Genomic DNA, 19,289 nt, shown 5'->3' on the forward strand with positions numbered 1-19,289 from the left:
CGAGGGAACAATCAGACGCGCGACTGTCGCGAGACCGACGAAGGAGGGCTCGTGACGACGTTCATGCTGTCGGACACGACGGCAGGCAAGATCTCGGCGCAGTTCACGCACCTGCGCCACCAGATGGGCGCGCCCGCCATCGGCATGGTGCTGACGCTCGTCGTGGTCTGCGAGGAGCGCCACCAGTACGACGCGCTGCGCGCCGCCACCGAGGCGGCCCGCGAGCACCCCTCGCGCATCATCGTGGTGATCAAGCGTGAGGTTGAGGAGCCCATCAGGCTCGACGCCGAGCTGCGCATCGGCGAGTCCACGCCGGGCGAGGTGGTGGTGCTGCGCCTGTACGGCGAGCTGACCCAGCACGCCGACTCGGTGGTCAGCCCGCTGCTGCTGCCCGACACGCCGGTGGTGGCGTGGTGGCCGGGCGCGGCCCCGGACGTGCCGTCCAAGGACGCGATCGGCGCGCTGGCGCAGCGCCGGATCACCGACGCCAGGGGTTTCGACGACGGCGGCGTCAAGTCGCTGGTGACCAGGGCCAAGGGGTACGCCCGCGGCGACACCGATCTGTCGTGGTCCCGCCTGACGCCGTGGCGGAGCCTGCTGGCCGCCGCGTTCGACCAGCCGGTGGGCAAGGTGCTCGAGGGTGTCGTGGAGGCCTCCCCCGGCAACCCGAGCGCGCCGCTGCTGGCCTCGTGGCTGTCGGAGCGGCTCGGGGTGCACATCCAGGTCGCCGAGTCGGCCGGTCCCGGGATCACCGCCGTGCGCCTGCGGCTGGGCGAGGGCGAGATGGCCGTCGTCAGGACCGACGCCCGGCTGGCCACGCTCTGCCGGCCGGGCCAGCCGGACCGGAACGTGGCCCTGGCCAGGCGGCACACCTCGGAGCTGATGGCCGAGGAGCTGCGCAGGCTGGACAGCGACGAGATCTACGAGGCGGCGGTCAAGCGGTTCGCCCGGACGTACAAGGGATGACCCGAGAGATCGTGGCGGAGAAAGTAGGGTCTGTGAGCGTCCCCAACGTTGTCGTACACCGCGGCGCCGACGTCCTGGCCAAGGCGGTGGCGGCGCGGATCATCACGCGCCTGGTCGACATCCAGTCGGCCAAGGGGTCGGCGTCGATCGTGCTGACCGGCGGCTCGGTGGGCGTCGCCACCCTGGCGGCCATCGCCGAGACCCCCGCCCGCAACGCCGTCGACTGGCGGCGCCTGGACGTCTGGTGGGGCGACGAGCGTTTCCTGCCCTCCGGCGACAAGGAACGCAACGAGACCGGGGCCCGCGAGGCCCTGCTCGACCACGTGGACGTGGACCCCGAGCGGGTGCACGTCATGCGCGGCCCGGACTCGGGCATGACGGCGGAGGAGTCGGCCGAGTCGTACGCCGCCGAACTGCGTGCCGCCGCCCGCCCCGAGGACCACGGCCCGGTGCCGAGCTTCGACGTGATGCTGCTCGGCATGGGGCCGGACGCGCACGTGGCGTCGCTGTTCCCGGGCATGCCGGCGCTGTACGACACACGTTCGGTGGTGGCGGTGCACGGCTCCCCGAAGCCGCCGCCCACCCGGATCTCCCTGACGCTGCCCTCCATCCAGGCGGCGCGTGAGGTGTGGGTGGTGGCGGCCGGCGCGGAGAAGTCGGGCGCCGTCCGCCTGGCGCTGTCGCACTCGGGCCCGGTGCAGGTGCCCGCCGCCGGGGCCCGCGGTCGCGGCCGGACCCTGTTCCTGCTGGACCGGGCCGCGGCCGCGAAAATCCCGCCGGAGCTGGGGCGACCGGCGTCACCGTGATCGCGCAAGCGTCACCATGATCGCCTAAGCGTTCCCCCTAAGCCGGGGACAGTCCAGGTCCCGGGTGCGTGCATTGGGGAAGCCCCTGAGCTGGGATCTCCAGTTCAGGGGCTTTTGCATGTCAGAACGATGTTGGGATCTTGCTGGCATCGCCTTCGAATCCGACGCGGATCGGGCTCGAGATCCAGACCTCTCAGGCGATGGGTACGCGCAGAATGGGAACGCCGTTGTAGTGCCTCCCAAGCGGCGTGGTGCCGTCCACCATGGATGACGCACATTTGAACGGCGCCTCGCCGCCTGACGCCGCGGCCGCGAGCGCGCTATTGTCCATGGCCGTGCCTTGAATGACTTTCGGATCACATCACGTCAGGGGAATATCGAAACCGGGCGCCTTGGCATATTGTTTGGCCCAACTTCGTGCCGATTTCTGGATATTCAGCCGAGAGCCGTCGTCAAGAACGATGGGATCGCTCGACAGTTTATCGAGCACCGACATCACGAGCTCGTCGGCATGCATGTCCCTGGCCGGCATGAGGGCCTGAACCAGCCGTGCGGGATAGCCGGCATCCGGCTGCCACGCGTACACCTGTCCACGGATGACATCGGCTTTCTCGGCGAGAGCCCGGGCGAGATCTTCTCTGTCTCGTACGAAGGCAACTCCCTGCCGCAGTTCATCGGCAAGCGCGTTCAACGCATCCGGATCTTTGCCCTACCGGCCAGATGAGATGGCCTTCGTCGAGTGCCCGTACTCTGACGGACATACCGCCGAATTCCCTCATCGCATCGAAAAATTTAGCGTCTCCGATATTGACGTACCATCCTAGGCGGCCGTCGCCCTCCTTATCGATCCATACGGAGAACGCGAGGCCATCTTGGGACCATGTCGCCTCACCTGTCCTTGAAACGCCGGCCATCTGAGAGAGGGCACCGGAGGGCGACGCATGATCATGTACTGGTGGTCGCGATGACGAGGATGACCGGAGACAGGCCGTGTTTCCGCGAGCGCAACCCGAGTGTCCGGTGGGTCCTTCCAGAGGGGCACTACAACCCCGTGCCCGGGGAGGGAATGCGATGGCTGGACCAGGAGCGGGCCGTCTACGGGCTCCACAACCTCAAACTCCACATCACCGTGTGACTACCTGGCGACCGAGACCAGGAAGACTCGGCCGTCCCCATTACGGGATGCCACCCCTCAGGCCCCCTCCTCATCCCGTCGCTTCTCGGGCTCCTCGGCGGGCGGCGCGATGCCCAGGTGCCGTTCGATGCGCTCCAGGCTCTCCTGGATCTGGGTGAGGCGGTCGTTCAGCACGCGCGGGCCCGGGAAGAACATCTCGGCGGCGTGCTCCTTGGAGCCGCCGCGGCCGACGCGTTCGAGCAGGCGCTGGCGTATGTCCGCGAGGTCGGCGCCCGCGTCCGCGAGCGCCTGGGCGGCCAGCCCCTCACCCTCCCTGATCAGCCCGAGCAGGATGTGCTCGGTGCCGATGTAGTTGTGGCGCAGTTGGAGCGCCTCGCGCAGCGACAGCTCCAGGACCTTCTTGGCGCGCTGGGTGAACGGGATGTGCCCGCTCGGCGGCTTCCCGTCGCTGCCCGACTCGCGGGCGACGAACGTGCGTACGTGCTCCAGCTCCACCCCACAGCTGTCGAGCACCAGGGCGGCCAGCCCCTCGCCCTCGTGGATGAGGCCGAGCAAGATGTGTTCCGTGCCGATGTAGCCGTGGTTCATCATCCGCGCCTCCTCCTGAGCGAGGACGACGACCCTGCGCGCGCGGTCGGTGAAGCGTTCGAACACCGGATGCCTCCATTCGGCTGGAGCTGCCTCCACTATGCGCTAGAAACCCGGCCATGTGGGGTATTTGTTCAGTGTGGATCTTGACGAGGTGGCGGACCGCCTCTATGCGCTCCCGCCACCGGAATTCACCGCCGCACGCGAGGCCGAGGCCCGCGCGGCCAAGGAGGCGGGCGACGTACCGCTTGCCCGCGACATCGCGAAACTCCGCAAGCCCACGGTGTCGGCCTGGGCCGTGAACAAGATCGCCCGCCGGCACCCGGAGGACCTGGCCGAGCTGCTCGACGTGGGGGAGCGGCTGCGCGCCGCCTGGCAGGAGCAGGACGCCGACGCGCTGGCCGAGCTGACCCAGCGCCGGGGCGCGGTCACCGGGAGGCTGAGCAGGCTCATCAGGCAGGCGGGCGACCTGTCGCCCGCGGCGGCCGCCGAGGTCGACCAGACCCTGGACGCGGCCGTCGTCGACGCCGGCGCGGCCGGCCAGGTGCGCCGCGGCCACCTGGTCAAGCCGCTCAGCTACAGCGGCTTCGCGCCCGCCCCGATCCTCCGCGAGCGGCCCACCAGGAGGGCGAAGCCCACACCCGAGTACGAGGCGGCCGAGGCCAGGGAACGCGAGGAGGCCGAGGCCAGGAAGGCCAGGGAGCGCGAGGCGGCCGAGGCGGCGCACCGGGAGTGGCGCGAGGCGCTGGAGGCGGCCCAGCAGGAGTACGACGAGCGCGCCGAGAGGGTCGCCGAGCTGGAGCGCAAGCTCACCAAGGCCCGCAAGAAGCTCGACGACGCGCGGAACCGGCTGGAGGTGGCCCGGCGCGAGGAGCGGCACGCACGCCGGCGGCTGGATCGATGAGCTATGGTGTACGAAACGGTTTCGTACACCTGGAGTGGCGATGAACTGGACCCCTGACTCCATGCCCGGCCTCACCGGCAAGGCCGCCGTCGTGACCGGCGCGAACAGCGGCATCGGCATGCCCACCGCGCTCGAGCTGGCCAAACACGGTGCGCACGTCGTCGTGGCCGCGCGCTCGCCGGAGAGGGGCAAGGCCACGGTGGCGCAGATCCAGCGGGACGTGCCCGGGGCGCAGGTCGAGTACGGCCACCTCGACCTGGCCGACCTGGCCTCGGTCAGGGAGTTCGCCGCCGGCGTCGGCACGGTGGACCTGCTGATCAACAACGCGGGCGTCCTCACGGGGGCCAGGCAGGAGACCAAGGACGGCTTCGAGATGCAGTTCGGCACCAACCACCTCGGGCACTTCGCGCTCACCGGGCTGCTGCTGCCGAAGCTGCTGGCCCGCCCGGGCGCGCGCGTGGTGACCGTCTCCAGCGACGCGCACGCCGCGGGAAAGCTGGACTTCGACAACCTGGACCTGAAGCACGGATATGGGCGCTTCAGCGCGTACGGGCGGTCCAAGCTGGCCAACCTGCTCTTCATGCTGGAGCTGAAGCGGCGCGCCGAGAAGGCCGGGGCGGACCTGATCTCCGTCGCCACCCACCCCGGTGTCACCGCCACGAACATCGTCAAGCTCGGCCCGTTCCAGTTCCTCATGGGGATCTTCATGAAGTCGGCCGCGGCCGGCGCGGTGCCCTCGCTGTACGCCGCCACCTCGCCCGACATCCGCGGTGGCGAGTTCATCGGCCCCAAGCTCAAGCGCCTCACGCCCTCGCAGGCGGCCAGGTCGGAGGAGCTGGCCGGGCGGCTGTGGAACGTGTCCACCGAGCTGACCGGCGTAACATTCAACGAGATCGCCTACAGCTAGAAGGACGTGTACGTGGCTCCACTCGACCCCGAGCGTGAAAGGGCCATTCTCGACGCCACGATGGAGCTGCTGTCGGAGGTCGGCTACGACCGCATGTCGGTCGACCGGATCGCCAAGCGGGCCAGGGCCAGCAAGGCCACCATCTACCGGCGCTGGGCGGGCAAGCCCGAGCTGGTGGTGGACGTCATCTGCCGGCGCTTCGACATGGACGCGCCGGCGGGGCGGGACACCGGCTCGCTCCGCGGCGATCTTGCCGCGATCTTCCGCGGGCTGTGCGAGGCCGTGGAACGCAAGCACACGCTGATCATCGGGCTGTCCTCGACGCTGGTGTCGCACCAGGAGCTGGCGCGCACGCTGCGCGCGCACATGCCGACGAAGGATCTGAGCGACGTCAAGGCGCTGATCGAGCGGGCGGTGGAGCGGGGCGAGCTGGCCGGGCCGGTCGACCCGGCGCGGCTGTTCGCGGTCGCCGAGGCGCTGGTCTGGCATCGCATGATCTTCAGCGGGCCGCCGTTCGACGAGGCGTTCGTCGAGGAGTCCGTCGACGGGGTCCTGGCGCCGGTGGTGCACGCCTGGCCGGCGAGCTGACCGGCGCGGGCCGATCCGCTCAGCCGGCGGCGTGGGCCGGTGAGTCGGCAGCACGCGTGGCGTACGCCAGATGGGCGCACACCGGGAAGCCCCGCCGCGCGTACGGGGCCGCCAGCCGCGCGTAATGGGCCTTGATCCGCTCGGCGGTCTCCGGCAGCTGCCTGGAGATCACCGCGAACCGCGCCCCGCCGGCCTGCACGATGTTCGTCCACCAGGCACTGAGATCCACCTGGTGCCGCCACCGCACGGTCTCCACGGCCGCTCCCTCGAATCCCGCCCCCGCGAGCAGGGCGGTGAAGCGAGCCGGTGTGTCGTTGGCGGTGAAGGGGCGGGGCGGGGGCGCGTACGACACCCCGGCCGCCTCGATGGCGTCGGCGAAGACGTTCGTGGCGGTCATCTCGTCGGCTTTCCACCACGTCAGGGCGACCGTCCCGCCCGGCCGCAGCACGCGGTGCAGCTCCTTGAGCGTCTCCGCGGTGTCGGGCACGTGATTGATCACGTAATTTCCCACTACGGCGTCGAACTCCTCGTCACGGAACGGCAGCTCGGGAAGCGCCGCCCGCCGGATCGTCGCGTAGGGGTGGCGGCGCGCGATCAGCTCCAGCATGACCGGATCGGCGTCCACCGCGGTGACCTCGGCCCCGAGGGCGAGCGCCGCCGCCGTCACCACGCCGGTGCCGCACCCGACGTCGAGCAGGCGGGCCGCGTGTGCCCGCGTCAGCAGCGGGCCGACCGTGTGGGAGCTCAGCTGGGCGAAGCCGCGGTCGTACGCTTCGGCGTCAGTCACACGATGCAGCGTAGCCCAATTCGCGAACCTAACATTCTGGTGTCAAATTGCGGCCCAAAGGCTATTAAATGCGGAAATGTCGGCCTTATGGTCGTCGCCATGACCATCGACGCCTTCATCGACGCGCTACCCAAGGTCGAGCTCCACGTCCACCTGGTCGGCTCGGCCTCGGTCCCCACCGTGCTGGAGCTGGCGCGCCGCCACCCCGGCAGCAACGTCCCCTCGACCGAGGAGGAGCTGCGCCGCTTCTACAGCTTCCGCGACTTCCCGCACTTCGCCCAGGTGTACCGGGCCGTCAACCGCCTCGTACGCGAGCCGGAGGACGTGGCCACCCTCGTCCTCGGCCTGGCCCGCGACCTCGCGCCCCAGGGCGCCCGCTACGTGGAGCTGCAGGTCACGCCGTACGCCCACCACGTCGTCGGCCTGCCCATGCGGGAGGTCACCGAGGCCCTCGACCTGGCCGCCCGCCGCTCGCTGACCGACCACGGCGTGGAGATGGCGTACATCTTCGACATCCCCGGCGAGTACGGCGAGGAGGCCGCCAAGATCACCGTCGAGCACGCCCTCCAGGAACCTCCCGCCGCGCTGGTAGGTTTCGGCATCGGCGGCATCGAACAGGAACGTCCGAAGTTCCGCGACGCCTACCGCGCGGCGTTCTCCGCCGCCCGCGCCGCCGGCCTGCACAGCCTCCCGCACGGCGGCGAGATGAGCGGCCCGGAGACGATCTGGGAGGTCATCGAGGGTTACGGCGCCGAGCGCATCGGCCACGGCATCAACTGCCTCGCCGACCCCCGCCTGGTCGCCCACCTGCGCGACACCCAGCTCCCCCTGGACGTCTGCCCGACCTCGAACCTCTGCACGGGCCAGATCGCCCGCATCGAGGACCATCCGCTGCCCCGCATGCTGGAGGAGGGCCTGTACGTGACGCTGAACAGCGACGACCCGCCCATGTTCGCCACCACTTTGGCGAACGAGTACCGGGTGGCGGCCGAGGCCCTCGGCCTCGGCAAGGCGGACCTCGCCCAGTTGGCCAAGAACGGCGTCCAGGCCTCGTACCTGGTGGAGGAGCGCAAGCAAGCCCTCCTCGCGGAAATCGACGCGCTGGTCGCGAGCGGCTCTTAGGCTGACGCCATCGCGCCGACGGGCAGCCTGGCCTCCACGACGCCGGGGTCCTCGGTGTAGCCGAGCGTGGCGCCCAGGGAGATCAGCAGCCTGCGCATCCTGGTGTTGTCGGACAGCATGGTGGCTCTGACCTCGGCGTACCCGAGATCGCGGGCCGCCCGCACCAGCATCCTGGCCATCGCGGCGCCCAGGCCGCGCCCCTGCCAGCGGTCCTCGATGAGGAACGCCATCTCGGCGATGCCGGGGTCGGGAGTGAACAGCAGGTTGGCCATCGCCACGACCTGCCCGTCGTGCCCCGCGACCATCGAATATCCCCTGCTCCTGTCGCACAGCCGGTCGAACATGCGGGCCGGCATCGCGGGCATCGAGGTGAAGTAGCGGAACCTGCGCGACTCGGGCGAGCACCTGTCGTGCAGATCGCGTACGGCCTCGCGGTAGATCGAGGTGAGCGGGCGGATCGTGGCCTCCGTACCGTCGGCGAGCTTGACCGCGCGCTCGGTGCCGTTCTGCTCGGCCGCCGGCTGGGCGAGCCTGGCGAAGGACGCGGCCCTGGCCGCCTCGGTCAGGGTGAACGCCAGGTCCGCGCGGCGCAGGCGGACAGCCCGCCGGGCGGCCACGGGGACGATGAGCTGGGTCGGGTCGGGGAGATCACTCACCGCTTCACCATAGATCCACCGGGCGTCGTCCGCGCGCAGCAGCTCCGCCAGCAGCTCGGGCAGCCGCCACGGCATCGAGCGCAGCCTGGAAGCCAGCAGCAGCGCCCTGGTGGGCTCGTCGGTCAGCTCGTGAGCCGTGGCGGGGACCACCTGGACGCGGCGGCCGCCGGCCGCCTCCAGCGCCTCGCGCACGGTCTCGGGGTTGGCGGGGATGTCGGCGACGAACTCGTCAACGGTTCCGTCGGTGTCGGACTGCACGCTCAGGCCGAGGATGTTGCCGCCCCTGTCGGCAAGGGCCGAAGCGAGGGAGGCCAGCCGCCCGGGCCGCTCGTCCACCGTGGTGCGGATGCGCAAGAATCCCATGTCTTCGAGCATGCCGGGGAGCTGTTACGCCTCCGCTAACGACATGTTTCGTCATGGAATGAACCTGTATATCCAGATATTGCCGGAGATGGTTGTTTTCCCGCTTGCTCCGCCAGCGAGCGCCACGCGACGTAGGACTCCGTTGAGGATCCATCACGAATTTCGTCGTGAGATGCGGCACAGTGTCCGGATATAGCAGGATACGGGGGCATGAGCGTGCGTGTTCCCTTGTCGTCGGAGTTCGTGAACGGCGACGTGTCCTTCTGGTACCGGTCCACCGGCGTGCCCGCGCCCGGCCCCAGGCTCGACGGCGACCTGGAGGCGGACGTGGCCGTCGTCGGGGCCGGGTACACGGGCCTGTGGACCGCGTACTACCTCAAGCGCGCCCGCCCGTCCCTCCGCGTCGTCCTGCTGGAGCAGGAGTTCGCCGGATTCGGCGCCTCCGGCCGCAACGGCGGCTGGCTGACCGGCGACCTGGCCGGCTCGCACGAGCGGTACGGCGAGGGCGCGCGGCGGCTGCAGCGCGAGATGTACGCCTCGATCGACGAGGTCATCGCGGTCTGCGAGAAGGAGGGCATCGACTGCGACCTGGTCAAGGGCGGTGTCGTGAACGTGGCCCGCACTTCCGCCCAGGCCGCCCGGCTGCGCGAGTCGGTGTCGGAGGCCCGCGCGTGGGGCATCGACGAGACGGACCTGCAGCTGGTGGAGCCGGCGCAGCACGTGCGGGTGGCCGGGGCCCTGGCCGCGTCCTGGAGCCCGCACTGCGCCCGCATCCAGCCCGCCAAGCTGGCCCAGGGCCTGGCCGGGGTCGTACGCGAGCTCGGCGTGCCCATCTACGAGCGCACCCCGGTCACGGAGATCGCCCCGCACCGCGCGGTCACCCCGTACGGCACCGTGACGGCCGAGTACGTGATCCGCGCCACGGAGGGCTTCACCGCCCGCCTGCCCGGCCTGCGCCGCCAGTGGCTCCCCATGAACAGCTCCATGATCGTCACTGAGCCCCTCCCGCCGTCGTTCTGGGACGAGGTCGGCTGGCGCGGCGCCGAGCTGCTCGGCGACATGGCACACTACTACATGTACGCCCAGCGCACCGCCGACGACCGCATCGCCTTCGGCGGCCGCGGCCGCCCCTACCTGTACGGATCCCGCGTCGACGCCCGCGGCCACACCCACGAGTGGACGGTCGAGGCGCTGTGGGGCCTGCTGACCGAGTTCTTCCCCGCCGCCCGCTCGACGTCGGTCGCGCACGCCTGGTCGGGCGTGCTCGGGGTGCCCCGCGACTGGTGCTCGACCGTCCACGTGAACCCGGCGACGGGCCTGGGCTGGGCCGGCGGCTACACCGGCCACGGCGTCACCACGACCAACCTGGCCGGCCGTACCCTGCGCGACCTGATCCTCGGCGATCAGACGGACCTGACGACGCTGCCGTGGGTGGGCCGCAGGGTCCGCCGCTGGGAACCGGAGCCCCTGCGCTGGCTGGGCGTCCACACGATGTACCGCCTGTACCGGGCGGCCGACCACCGCGAGCGCTCCATGCCCCGCACCTCGGCCCTGGCCCGGTTCGCCGACCTCATCACCGGCCACTGACCACCCCGCCTCGCCAGGCGGTCCGTGCGGGCCAGGCGGCCTGGAGGCGGGGCCCGCCGTGAGGCGGCCCAGCGGCGGCAGGGCGGCGGCAGGGCGGCGGCAGGATAGACGTCGCGCCCCCGGCAGGCGGCGGCGAGCGACCACGAAGGAGACCTCGATGAACATCCTCTTCCGAGGAGGGCGCGTCTACACCCCGGAAGGTGTCCTGCAAGCGGCCGTGCTGGTGAAGGACGGCGTGATCACAGCCGTGGGGCCCGAGGCGGAGCTGTCCCGCCTCACCCCGTCCCACGACACGGTGGACCTGAACGGCGGCCTCCTGACACCGGGTTTCACGGACGCGCACGTGCACCCGGTCCAGGCAGGCCTGGAACGAGCGAAGTGCGATTTGTCAGAGATCTTCGGCCTGGATGAATACCTAGCCAAGATCACTGACTACGCCGCGGAAAATCAGGACAAGGAGTGGATCGACGGCGGCGGCTGGGACATGTCGGCGTTCCCCGGCGGTCTGCCCCACCGCGAGCACCTCGACTTCCTCGACCGCCCCGCCTACCTGATCCAGCGCGACCACCACGCCGCCTGGGTCAACAGCCGCGCCCTGGACCTGGCCGGCATCACGAAGAACACGCCGGACCCAGTGGACGGCCGCATCGAGCGCGACGCCGACGGCACCCCGACAGGTGTCCTGCACGAGGGCGCGATGGACCTCGTCGGCCTGCTCACCCCCCGTCCCACCGCCGAGGACCTGGACGACGCGCTGGCGGAGGCCCAGCGCCACCTGTTCTCGCTGGGCATCACAGGCTGGCAGGACGCCATCGTGGGCTCGTACGCGGGCTCCGGCGACCAACTCCCCACCTACCTGTCCGCGGCCCGCCAGGGACGGCTCAAGGCCCGCGTGGTGGGTGCCCTGTGGTGGGACCGTACGCGCGGCCTGGACCAGGTCGACGACCTGGTGGAGCGCCGGGCCGCGGCCGGGGGCCTGGACCGGTTCACGGCCACGTCCGTCAAGATCATGCAGGACGGCATCACGGAGAACTTCACGGCCGCGACGCTGGAGCCGTACTGCCTGTGCGGCGGCACGGGCCTGTCGTACGTGGACCCGCACAAGCTCAAGGAGTACGTCGCCGCGCTGGACGAGCGCGGCTTCCAGGTGCACTTCCACGCCATCGGCGAGCGGGCCGTACGCGAGGCCCTGGACAGCTTCGAGGGCACGGACCCCGCCAACCGCCACCACATCGCGCATCTGCAGATCATCGAGCCCTCGGACGTGCCGCGCTTCGCCGCCCTGGGCGTCACGGCCAACCTCCAGCCGCTCTGGGCCACCCATCACGCCCAGATGGACGAGCTGACGCTGCCGTACCTGGGCGAGCCGCGCTCGTCGTGGCAGTACCCGTTCAAGGACCTGCTCGACCACGGCACGCGCTTCTGCGCCGGCAGCGACTGGCCGGTCTCGAACGCCGACCCGCTCCAGGGCATGCACGTGGCCGTGAACCGCACCGAGCCTGGCGGCTCGCTCCACGCGGGTTACCCGACCGCGCAGACGCCGTTCCTGCCCGGACAGCGCGTCGACCTGGGCACGGCCATGGCCGCGTACACGTCCGGCTCCGCCTGGATCAACCGCTCCCCCGCGGGCGTCATCGAGCCGGGCCGGCCCGCCGACCTGGTGGTCCTGGACCGCGACCCGTTCGAGCTGCCGCCGGAGGACATCTGGACGACGCGGGTGCGGATGACGTTCGTGGACGGCGAGGCGGTCCACGAGCGGCCCTGAGCGGCCCCGGAGAGACACGAAGGGCCCCGGGGACACACCCGGGGCCCTTCGTGCTGACTCGACTACCAGGGGGACTTGTTGGCGCGCAAGCGCTCCAGTGCCTCCTCGAGGATCGCCTTGCCGTCCTTGTCGCTCCTGCGCTCCTTCACGTACGCAAGGTGCGTCTTGTACGGCTCATTCTTCGGCGGGGCAGGCGGGGCCGCCTCGTCCTGTCCAGCTGGGAGGCCACAACGTGGGCAGTCCCACGTCTCGGGGACCGCCGCGTCACTGGCGAAACTGGGGCGCGTCTCGTGCATGTTGGCGCACCAGAACGAGACCCGCACTCTCGGAGCTGCCTCGCCGCGCTCGGCCTCCCCCATGGGGCCGGCGCCGACTCGGCTGCCACGGATCGCGTTGCCACTACCCACGGATGAACTCCTCGCTCGATCGCCCCGCGTAGGAACACGGGGAGAGAATCACTGTCACGCGTTAACTAGTTTTTGCTCAAGGCCTCATGAGCAGGCCGAGAGCGATGATGCAGACGAACCAGATCGTGCCCGTGATCACGGTCAGCCGGTCGAGGTTGCGCTCCACCACCGAGGAACCACCGAAGTTCGACGAGAAGCCGCCGCCGAACATGTCAGACAGGCCCCCGCCCTTGCCCTTGTGGAGCAGGACGAGCAGGATCATGAGAAGGCTCGCCAGGATGAGGGCGATGGAGATTCCGAGTTCCACGGTATGCCTGTTCCTTCAATGCTCTGTTACGCGTGACGATTCAAACTTGCCTCTTGAGGGTACGACCTGCTGTCAAGTCGCACCCCCAGAACGACTCAGTTAGCCTGGCATATCGGAGAATCGGCAGATCTTGGCGAACTCTCCGGCGTCGATGCTGGCACCGCCCACGAGCGCGCCGTCGACATCCGGTTGTGCCATGATCCCTGCGATATTGCCTGACTTGACCGAGCCACCGTAAAGGATACGGACCGCCGAGGCCACTTCGGAGTCATAGAGCTCAGCGAGTCTGACCCGCAATGCTCCGCAGACCTCCTGGGCGTCCTCGGGGGTGGCCACCTCGCCGGTGCCGATCGCCCACACCGGTTCGTAGGCCACCACTATCGATTTTGCCTGCTCGGCCGAGATCTTGCGCAGTGCTCCGTCGAGTTGGCCGAGACTGTGCGCGATGTGGCCGCCTTCTTGGCGCACCGGCAACCCTTCGCCCACGCAGAGGATCGGGGTCAGCGAGTGCCGGTAGGCGGCCTGGACCTTGGCGTTGACCAGGTCTTCGTCCTCGCCGTGGTATTGCCGCCGCTCGGAGTGGCCGATGGTGACGTATGTGCAGCCGAGCTTGGCCAGCATCACGCCCGACACCTCTCCGGTGTAGGCGCCGCCGTCGTACTGGGACAGGTCCTGGGCGCCGTACACGATCCTGAGCTTGTCGCCGTCCACCAGGGTCTGGACGCTGCGCAGGTCGGTGAACGGCGGCAGGACGGCGACCTCGACCTTGTCGAAGTCCTTGTCGTTGAGCGCGAACGCCAGCTTCTGGACCAGCGCGATGGCCTCGAGGTGATTGAGGTTCATCTTCCAGTTGCCGGCGATGAGGGGCTTGCGTTGGGTCAACTCAGTTCTCCAGGGCGGCGAGTCCGGGAAGGGTCTTTCCCTCAAGGTATTCGAGACTGGCCCCGCCACCGGTGGAAATGTGGCCGAAACCATCCTCAGGGAGCCCCAGCTTGCGTACGGCGGCCGCGGAGTCGCCGCCGCCCACCACGGTGAAGGCGCCGGAACCGATCAGCGCCTCGGCCACCGCGCGAGTGCCGCCGGAGAACGCGTCGAACTCGAACACGCCCATGGGCCCGTTCCAGAAGACGGTCCTCGCGTCGGCCAGCTTTGCGGCGAACAACTCCCGGGTGCCGGGCCCGATGTCGAGCCCCTCCCGGTCGGCCGGGATCGCGGTGGCCTCGACCACCTCGTGCTCGGCGTCGGCGGCGAACGTGACCGCGGCCAGCACGTCCACGGGCAGGACGAGCTCCACGCCCCGCTCGCGGGCCTCGTCGAGGAAGCCGCGCACCTGGTCGAGCTGGTCCTCCTGGAGCAGCGACCTGCCGACCTCGTGGCCCTGGGCCTTGAGGAAGGTGTACGCCATGCCGCCGCCGATCAGCAGCCGGTCGACCTTGGCGAGAAGGTTGGCGATGACGCCCAGCTTGTCCGAGACCTTGGCGCCGCCCAGCACCACCACGTAGGGCCGCTCGGGCTCCTCGGTCAGCTTCCTCAGCACCTCGACCTCGGCCACGACCAGCCCACCTGCCGCGTGCGGCAGCAGCCCGGGCACGTCGTAGACGCTGGCGTGCTTGCGGTGCACCGCGCCGAACCCGTCGCCCACGTAGAGCTCGGCCAGCCCGGCCAGCTTCTCGGCGAACGCGCCCCGCGCGGCGTCGTCCTTGGACTCCTCGCCCGGCTCGAACCGGAGGTTCTCCAGCAGTGCGACCTGGCCGTCCTGGAGCGATTCGACGGCTCCGCGCGCACTGTCGCCCACCACGTCCGCGGCGAAGGCCACGTCCTGGCCGAGCAGCTCACCCAGGCGCACGGCCACCGGCCTGAGGGAGTACTTCGGATTGACCTGGCCCTTGGGCCTGCCCAGATGGGCGCAGACGACGACCTTGGCTCCGCTGCCCGCCAGTGCCTTGATCGTCGGCACCGACGCGCGGATGCGGCCGTCGTCGGTGATCGTCTCCCCGTCGAGGGGGACGTTGAGGTCGGCGCGCACGAGCACGCGCCGCCCCTTCACGTCGAGATCTTCGAGCGTGCGCATGCTCATGCTCCTGTGTCCATGGCCTCACTCCGTGAGGCGGGCTCGGTCCCCAAATGCCGCCGCCAGGTGACGGCGCCCCCTCGGGGGTCGGGCATCAGAGGTCGCGGCCCACCAGCTCGATCAGGTCGGCGAGGCGGTTGGAGTAGCCCCACTCGTTGTCGTACCAGCCGACGACCTTGACCTGGTTGCCGATGACCTTGGTGAGGCCGGCGTCGAAGATGCAGGAGGCCGGGTCGGTGACGATGTCGGAGGAGACGATCGCGTCCTCGGTGTAGGTGAGGATGCCCTTGAGCGGGCCCTCGGCGGCGGCCTTGACCGCGGCGTTGACCTCCTCCACCGTGACCTCGCGGCTGACGTCGACGGTGAGGTCGGTGGCCGAGCCGGTGGGGATCGGCACGCGCATGGCGAAGCCGTCGAGCTTGCCCTTGAGCTCGGGCAGGACCAGGCCGATGGCCTTGGCGGCGCCGGTCGAGGTGGGCACCACGTTGAGCGCGGCAGCGCGGGCGCGGCGCAGGTCCTTGTGCGGGCCGTCCTGCAGGTTCTGGTCCTGGGTGTAGGCGTGGATGGTGGTCATCAGCCCCTTCTCGATGGTGAAGGAGTCGTGCAGGACCTTGGCCATCGGCGCCAGGCAGTTGGTGGTGCAGGAGGCGTTGGAGATGATCGTGTGCTTGGCCGGGTCATAGGTGTCGTCGTTGACGCCCATGACGACCGTGACGTCCTCGTTCTTCGCCGGAGCGGAGATGATGACCTTCTTCGCGCCGTTGTCGGCGTGCACCTTGGCCTTGGTGGCGTCGGTGAAGAGACCGGTCGACTCGACGACCACGTCCACACCGAGGTCGCCCCAGGGCAGCTTGGCGGGGTCGCGCTCCTCGAAGACCTTGATCGCCTTGCCGTCGACCGTGATCTCATCGCTGGTCGCCTTCACCTCGTAGGGCAGGCGGCCCAGAATGCTGTCGTACTTCAGCAGGTGAGCGAGCGTCGCGTTGTCGGTCAGGTCGTTGACCGCGACGATCTCGATGTCCTTGCCGCTGGCGGCGACAGCGCGCCAGAAGTTGCGACCGATACGGCCGAAGCCGTTGACGCCTACGCGGATGCTCACGGGAACCAGAACTCCTCGAACAGATGGCGGGCTGAAACCTCAATCACGAACCTTATCGGACCCAAATTGGTTTAGACCACTGCAGCCCCCGGCCATGTGAATGGCCGTTCGACCCACACGTTTTGCGCCGTTCGAGTAAAGTGCCCGACTCATCGGAGTAAATTCGTGCATTCTCTGGGGGCTGAGATGTCACATAACCGGTCAGGCCTACTGCGCGGGCTGGCCACAGGTCTCATCGCCGCGCTGATCTGCGCGGCCGCCGTGGGGGCGGCCGTCATGTTCCAGGACCGCCTTCCCTCCGCTGTCAGAGTGTTCGGCAACGGCTATCCACTGTCCGTGGCCTTGTCTCTCGTCGTCGCCATGATCGTCGCCATGACCGTGGGAACGCGCCGCCGGCGCAGCGCCGTCCTGCCCGTCGTGGCGGCGCTGTACGCGGGAGGCGCGGTGGCGGCCGGCCAGATCACGGGCTCGTCGATCATGTGGAGCGCCACCACCCGCGATCGTGGCCTTCCCCTCGACCTGGACGACATCACCCTGGACAACCTCTCCGGAGGTCTTCCTTACGCGCTGTCCCTCTACCGCGCCCGGCTGACGGAGGCGTGGCCGGCCTGGCTCTCCATCGCCGTGGCCGCCCTCGCCGCCCTCATGCTGGTCACCGCCCGGGTCGTCCGCGCCCGCCGCGCCTATCGTGCCGAGGTGGCGGCAGAGGAGCAGGAGCAGCCGGAGGAGGAGTACCGGGCCCCCTTCGAGCCGGCACAGTCCCCGGCCCAGTCCCCGGCGGCCCAGTCCCCGGCGGGCAACCTGTTCACGCCCCGCAAGCCCGCCCGCGACTGACCGCGAACGACCGCGGCCACGGGCAGCGCCGCCCGTGGCCGCCCCCTCGCAGACCACCACGCCCGCACGGCGCCCGCACCCCGCCTCACAGCACCGCGCCGGCAACGCTCAGCGCCCCTCAACGCTCAGCGCCACGCTCAGAACGCGGGGCCTTTCTCAGGGCGGCATCTCTGACCAAGGCACGCATGTCCAAGGCACGCATGTCCAAGGCACCGCGACCATCAGGCGCCCGGAGCAAACGCTCATGGGGCGAGCATGTCCACGGTCAGGTTGGCCTCGGTGTTGGGAATGCCGAGGTCGGTCGCCCGTTTGTCGGCCATGGCCAGCAGTCGCCGGATCCGTCCCGCGATCGCGTCCTTGGTCAGCGGCGGATCGGCGATCTGTCCCAACTCCTCCAGTGACGCCTGCTTGTGCTCCACCCGCAGCCGCCCTGCCACCACCAGGTGATCCGGAGCCTCTTCTCCGAGGATCTCCAGCGCTCGCTGCACCCGCGCCCCGGCCGCCACCGCGGCCCGCGCCGACCGACGCAGGTTGGCGTCGTCGAAGTTGGCCAGCCGGTTGGCGGTGGCCCGCACCTCGCGGCGCATCCGCCGCTCCTCCCAGGCCAGCACGCTGTCGTGGGCTCCGAGCCGGGTGAGCAGCGCGCTGATCGCGTCACCGTCGCGTACCACGACCCGGTCCACGCCGCGCACCTCACGCGCCTTGGCGTGGATCTTCAGCCGCCGCGCCGAGCCCACCAGCGCGAGCGCCGCCTCCGGACCCGGGCAGGTGACCTCGAGCGACATCGAGCGCCCCGGCTCGGTGAGCGAGCCGTGCGCGAGGAAGGCCCCGCGCCAAGCGGCCTCCGCATCGCACGCGGCCCCCGCCACCACCTGGCGGGGCAGGCCGCGCACCGGGCGGCCGTGGTTGTCGATCAGGCCCGTCTGGCGGGCGAGCGCCTCACCGTCACGGTAGACGCGCACGACGTAGCGAGAGCCCTTGCGCAGGCCGGCGGGCGCGAGCACGAGCACCTCGGCCTTGTGGCCGAACACCTCGCCGATGTCCTTGATCAGGCGCCGCGCGGTGGCGTTGGTGTCAAGCTCCGCCTCGATCACGATCCGTCCGCCCACCAGGTGCAGGCCGCTGGCGAACCGCAGCAGCGTGGAAACCTCCGCCTTGCGGCAGCACGGCTTCAGCACCGGCAGGCGGCTCAGTTCGTCTTTCACCACTCCTGTCATCGCCATAAGCGTTAGTCCTCTCCCCCATTCAGACCGGCTCTCGTCAGTCTCTCGCACCTTCGCGCCACGCCGACCAGGATCAACGCTTCTGGAGGAAAATCTCGTCCAGGACGGAGGCAAGACGTCGTGGGTCATGCCTGGGCGAGCCGTCGGCGGCGGCCACGTCCGCCATGACGAGCCGCGCGCCGAGCGCCGCGGCGGCCTTCTCCAGGGCGTCGGGGTCGTCGACCACCCCGGTGTCGGCGAGCACCACGTCGATCGTCAGGTCGGGCGCGTGCTGCCCGAGCACCTCCAGGTGCTGCTGGGGGGAGAAGTCGTCGGTCTCACCGGCCTGGGGAGCCAGGTTGAGCGTGACGAGCCGCTTGGCCCTGGTCTCGTGCAGGGCCCTGGCCAGCTCGGGCACCTTGAGGTGCGGCAGCACGCTGGTGAACCACGACCCCGGCCCGAACACCACCCAGTCCGCCTCCTGCACCGCCGCGACCGCTTCGGGCCGCGCGGGCGGGTCTTCGGGCACGAGAGAGATGGCCTGGACGCGGCCGGGCGTCAGGGCGCACGCGACCTGCCCGCGTACGGTCGAGATGACGCCGTCGAGCTCCACCTCGGCCACGATGTCCAGTGGCACCGACGCCATCGGCAGCACCCGGCCGTGTGCGCCCAGCAGCCGCCCGACCCAGTCGAGCCCGGCCACGGGATCGCCGAGCAGCTCCCACAGCGCCACGATCAGCAGGTTGCCGACGGCGTGCCCATGCAGCTCACCCTCGCTGCGGAAGCGGTGCTGCACCACCTCGCTCCAGGTGCTGCCCCACTCGTCGTCGCCGCACAGCGCGGCGAGCGCCATCCGCAGGTCGCCAGGCGGCAGCACGCCGAGCTCACGACGCAGCCGTCCGCTGGAGCCACCGTCGTCGGCGACGGTCACGACCGCGGTCAGCCTGTCGGTGACCATCCGTAAGGCGGACAGGGACGCGAACAGCCCGTGCCCGCCGCCCAGCGCGACCACGCGCGGCCCGAACTCGACATGCCGCCCACGCGGGTGCACCACGCTGTGCCTCAGCGGAGCCTCGGCCGCGTGTCCTTGCGAAGACCCGCCCCCGGCCGTACGCCGTTCCCAGGGCGCGCCGCCGTCCGGGCGCGTTATCGGAACCGGGCCGCCGCCCGTGCCTGTGTCCGGCGAAGCCGCTGC

The 19,289-nt window shown here is 70.2% G+C and carries 20 protein-coding genes and 1 pseudogene; 10 read left to right on the forward strand and 11 right to left on the reverse strand.

Annotation, left to right across the window (positions count from 1 at the left end; all coding sequences use genetic code 11):
* The first annotated feature begins 51 nt into the window (after nucleotides 1-51).
* Both ACIBX3_RS27235 and pgl read left to right on the forward strand, forming a co-directional pair.
* Nucleotides 52-966: a glucose-6-phosphate dehydrogenase assembly protein OpcA gene (locus tag ACIBX3_RS27235; protein WP_397121653.1), complete on the forward strand. Its 915-nt coding sequence runs from the start codon at nucleotides 52-54 to the stop codon at nucleotides 964-966.
* A gap of 32 nt (nucleotides 967-998) precedes the next feature.
* Complete coding sequence (gene pgl, locus ACIBX3_RS27240; protein ID WP_397121655.1) at nucleotides 999-1,772, forward strand: 6-phosphogluconolactonase; 774 nt, start codon at nucleotides 999-1,001, stop codon at nucleotides 1,770-1,772.
* A 361-nt stretch (nucleotides 1,773-2,133) separates the two neighbouring features.
* Here pgl and ACIBX3_RS27245 read toward each other — a convergent pair whose 3' ends face one another.
* Nucleotides 2,134-2,463, reverse strand: coding sequence for a hypothetical protein (locus ACIBX3_RS27245; RefSeq protein ID WP_397121657.1), 330 nt, complete (start codon nucleotides 2,461-2,463; stop codon nucleotides 2,134-2,136).
* A gap of 282 nt (nucleotides 2,464-2,745) precedes the next feature.
* On the opposite strand from ACIBX3_RS27245, the gene ACIBX3_RS27250 reads away from it, so the two are divergent.
* On the forward strand, nucleotides 2,746-2,907 hold the full coding sequence (locus ACIBX3_RS27250; RefSeq protein ID WP_397121658.1) for a hypothetical protein: 162 nt from the start codon (nucleotides 2,746-2,748) through the stop codon (nucleotides 2,905-2,907).
* Between the two features lie 198 nt (nucleotides 2,908-3,105).
* Here the strand turns inward: ACIBX3_RS27250 and ACIBX3_RS27255 are convergent.
* Nucleotides 3,106-3,561, reverse strand: a pseudogene (locus tag ACIBX3_RS27255) (Clp protease N-terminal domain-containing protein); the annotation flags it as partial.
* Nucleotides 3,562-3,634: 73 nt separating this feature from the next.
* On the opposite strand from ACIBX3_RS27255, the gene ACIBX3_RS27260 reads away from it, so the two are divergent.
* Genes ACIBX3_RS27260 through ACIBX3_RS27270 form a run of 3 tightly spaced genes read left to right on the forward strand, consistent with a single transcriptional unit; the run spans nucleotide 3,635 to nucleotide 5,894 of the window.
* On the forward strand, nucleotides 3,635-4,399 hold the full coding sequence (locus ACIBX3_RS27260; RefSeq protein WP_397121660.1) for a hypothetical protein: 765 nt from the start codon (nucleotides 3,635-3,637) through the stop codon (nucleotides 4,397-4,399).
* 40 nt (nucleotides 4,400-4,439) lie between these two features.
* A complete protein-coding gene (locus ACIBX3_RS27265) occupies nucleotides 4,440-5,306 on the forward strand; it encodes an oxidoreductase (RefSeq protein WP_397121662.1) in 867 nt (288 codons plus the stop codon).
* Between the two features lie 12 nt (nucleotides 5,307-5,318).
* Entirely contained in the window at nucleotides 5,319-5,894 is a 576-nt protein-coding gene (locus ACIBX3_RS27270) for a TetR/AcrR family transcriptional regulator (protein ID WP_397121664.1), read from the forward strand.
* Nucleotides 5,895-5,913: 19 nt separating this feature from the next.
* Here ACIBX3_RS27270 and ACIBX3_RS27275 read toward each other — a convergent pair whose 3' ends face one another.
* A complete protein-coding gene (locus tag ACIBX3_RS27275) occupies nucleotides 5,914-6,681 on the reverse strand; it encodes a class I SAM-dependent methyltransferase (RefSeq protein ID WP_397121666.1) in 768 nt (255 codons plus the stop codon).
* A gap of 99 nt (nucleotides 6,682-6,780) precedes the next feature.
* On the opposite strand from ACIBX3_RS27275, the gene add reads away from it, so the two are divergent.
* Nucleotides 6,781-7,803, forward strand: coding sequence for an adenosine deaminase (gene add, locus ACIBX3_RS27280; RefSeq protein WP_397121668.1), 1,023 nt, complete (start codon nucleotides 6,781-6,783; stop codon nucleotides 7,801-7,803).
* On the opposite strand, the gene ACIBX3_RS27285 is transcribed toward add, so the two are convergent.
* Nucleotides 7,800-8,822 (reverse strand): GNAT family N-acetyltransferase, encoded by a 1,023-nt coding sequence (locus ACIBX3_RS27285; protein ID WP_397121670.1) that lies wholly within the window; start codon nucleotides 8,820-8,822, stop codon nucleotides 7,800-7,802. The two genes, add and ACIBX3_RS27285, sit on opposite strands and share 4 nt — an antisense overlap.
* A gap of 210 nt (nucleotides 8,823-9,032) precedes the next feature.
* On the opposite strand from ACIBX3_RS27285, the gene ACIBX3_RS27290 reads away from it, so the two are divergent.
* Complete coding sequence (locus tag ACIBX3_RS27290) at nucleotides 9,033-10,409, forward strand: NAD(P)/FAD-dependent oxidoreductase (protein WP_397121672.1); 1,377 nt, start codon at nucleotides 9,033-9,035, stop codon at nucleotides 10,407-10,409.
* A 157-nt stretch (nucleotides 10,410-10,566) separates the two neighbouring features.
* Nucleotides 10,567-12,174 (forward strand): amidohydrolase, encoded by a 1,608-nt coding sequence (locus ACIBX3_RS27295; RefSeq protein WP_397121674.1) that lies wholly within the window; start codon nucleotides 10,567-10,569, stop codon nucleotides 12,172-12,174.
* A gap of 62 nt (nucleotides 12,175-12,236) precedes the next feature.
* On the opposite strand, the gene ACIBX3_RS27300 is transcribed toward ACIBX3_RS27295, so the two are convergent.
* The 5 genes from ACIBX3_RS27300 to gap form a co-directional block, all read right to left on the reverse strand.
* Nucleotides 12,237-12,581, reverse strand: a complete 345-nt coding sequence (locus ACIBX3_RS27300) for an RNA polymerase-binding protein RbpA (RefSeq protein WP_397121676.1) — start codon at nucleotides 12,579-12,581, stop codon at nucleotides 12,237-12,239.
* A 76-nt stretch (nucleotides 12,582-12,657) separates the two neighbouring features.
* Nucleotides 12,658-12,888 carry a preprotein translocase subunit SecG gene (secG, locus tag ACIBX3_RS27305; RefSeq protein ID WP_185103359.1) on the reverse strand — a complete coding sequence of 77 codons (231 nt, stop codon included), beginning with the start codon at nucleotides 12,886-12,888 and terminating at the stop codon, nucleotides 12,658-12,660.
* A 99-nt stretch (nucleotides 12,889-12,987) separates the two neighbouring features.
* Nucleotides 12,988-13,770, reverse strand: a complete 783-nt coding sequence (gene tpiA, locus ACIBX3_RS27310) for a triose-phosphate isomerase (RefSeq protein WP_397121678.1) — start codon at nucleotides 13,768-13,770, stop codon at nucleotides 12,988-12,990.
* Nucleotide 13,771: 1 nt separating this feature from the next.
* Complete coding sequence (locus ACIBX3_RS27315; protein WP_397121680.1) at nucleotides 13,772-14,959, reverse strand: phosphoglycerate kinase; 1,188 nt, start codon at nucleotides 14,957-14,959, stop codon at nucleotides 13,772-13,774.
* Between the two features lie 94 nt (nucleotides 14,960-15,053).
* Nucleotides 15,054-16,058, reverse strand: a complete 1,005-nt coding sequence (gene gap / locus ACIBX3_RS27320) for a type I glyceraldehyde-3-phosphate dehydrogenase (RefSeq protein ID WP_397121682.1) — start codon at nucleotides 16,056-16,058, stop codon at nucleotides 15,054-15,056.
* Nucleotides 16,059-16,244: 186 nt separating this feature from the next.
* On the opposite strand from gap, the gene ACIBX3_RS27325 reads away from it, so the two are divergent.
* Complete coding sequence (locus ACIBX3_RS27325; protein ID WP_397121684.1) at nucleotides 16,245-16,892, forward strand: hypothetical protein; 648 nt, start codon at nucleotides 16,245-16,247, stop codon at nucleotides 16,890-16,892.
* A 242-nt stretch (nucleotides 16,893-17,134) separates the two neighbouring features.
* Here the strand turns inward: ACIBX3_RS27325 and whiA are convergent, their stop codons facing one another.
* Together whiA and yvcK are read right to left on the reverse strand one after the other, a co-directional pair.
* Nucleotides 17,135-18,115 (reverse strand): DNA-binding protein WhiA, encoded by a 981-nt coding sequence (gene whiA, locus ACIBX3_RS27330; protein ID WP_397121686.1) that lies wholly within the window; start codon nucleotides 18,113-18,115, stop codon nucleotides 17,135-17,137.
* 73 nt (nucleotides 18,116-18,188) lie between these two features.
* Entirely contained in the window at nucleotides 18,189-19,148 is a 960-nt protein-coding gene (yvcK, locus tag ACIBX3_RS27335; RefSeq protein WP_397121688.1) for a uridine diphosphate-N-acetylglucosamine-binding protein YvcK, read from the reverse strand.
* Nucleotides 19,149-19,289 lie beyond the last annotated feature (141 nt).

Origin of the sequence: Nonomuraea sp. NPDC049480, assembly GCF_044465905.1 — a bacterium.
Taxonomy (GTDB): domain Bacteria; phylum Actinomycetota; class Actinomycetes; order Streptosporangiales; family Streptosporangiaceae; genus Nonomuraea.

What these genes read in the sequence shown, in the direction of transcription:
- ACIBX3_RS27285 (WP_397121670.1), bottom strand. Translation starts at nt 8,822, where the DNA reads ATGGGATTCTTGCGCATCCGCACCACGGTGGACGAGCGGCCCGGGCGG.
- ACIBX3_RS27325 (WP_397121684.1), top strand. Translation starts at nt 16,245, where the DNA reads ATGTCACATAACCGGTCAGGCCTACTGCGCGGGCTGGCCACAGGTCTC.
- ACIBX3_RS27265 (WP_397121662.1), top strand. Translation starts at nt 4,440, where the DNA reads ATGAACTGGACCCCTGACTCCATGCCCGGCCTCACCGGCAAGGCCGCC.
- add (WP_397121668.1), top strand. Translation starts at nt 6,781, where the DNA reads ATGACCATCGACGCCTTCATCGACGCGCTACCCAAGGTCGAGCTCCAC.
- ACIBX3_RS27290 (WP_397121672.1), top strand. Translation starts at nt 9,033, where the DNA reads ATGAGCGTGCGTGTTCCCTTGTCGTCGGAGTTCGTGAACGGCGACGTG.
- whiA (WP_397121686.1), bottom strand. Translation starts at nt 18,115, where the DNA reads ATGGCGATGACAGGAGTGGTGAAAGACGAACTGAGCCGCCTGCCGGTG.
- ACIBX3_RS27295 (WP_397121674.1), top strand. Translation starts at nt 10,567, where the DNA reads ATGAACATCCTCTTCCGAGGAGGGCGCGTCTACACCCCGGAAGGTGTC.
- ACIBX3_RS27315 (WP_397121680.1), bottom strand. Translation starts at nt 14,959, where the DNA reads ATGCGCACGCTCGAAGATCTCGACGTGAAGGGGCGGCGCGTGCTCGTG.
- ACIBX3_RS27250 (WP_397121658.1), top strand. Translation starts at nt 2,746, where the DNA reads ATGACCGGAGACAGGCCGTGTTTCCGCGAGCGCAACCCGAGTGTCCGG.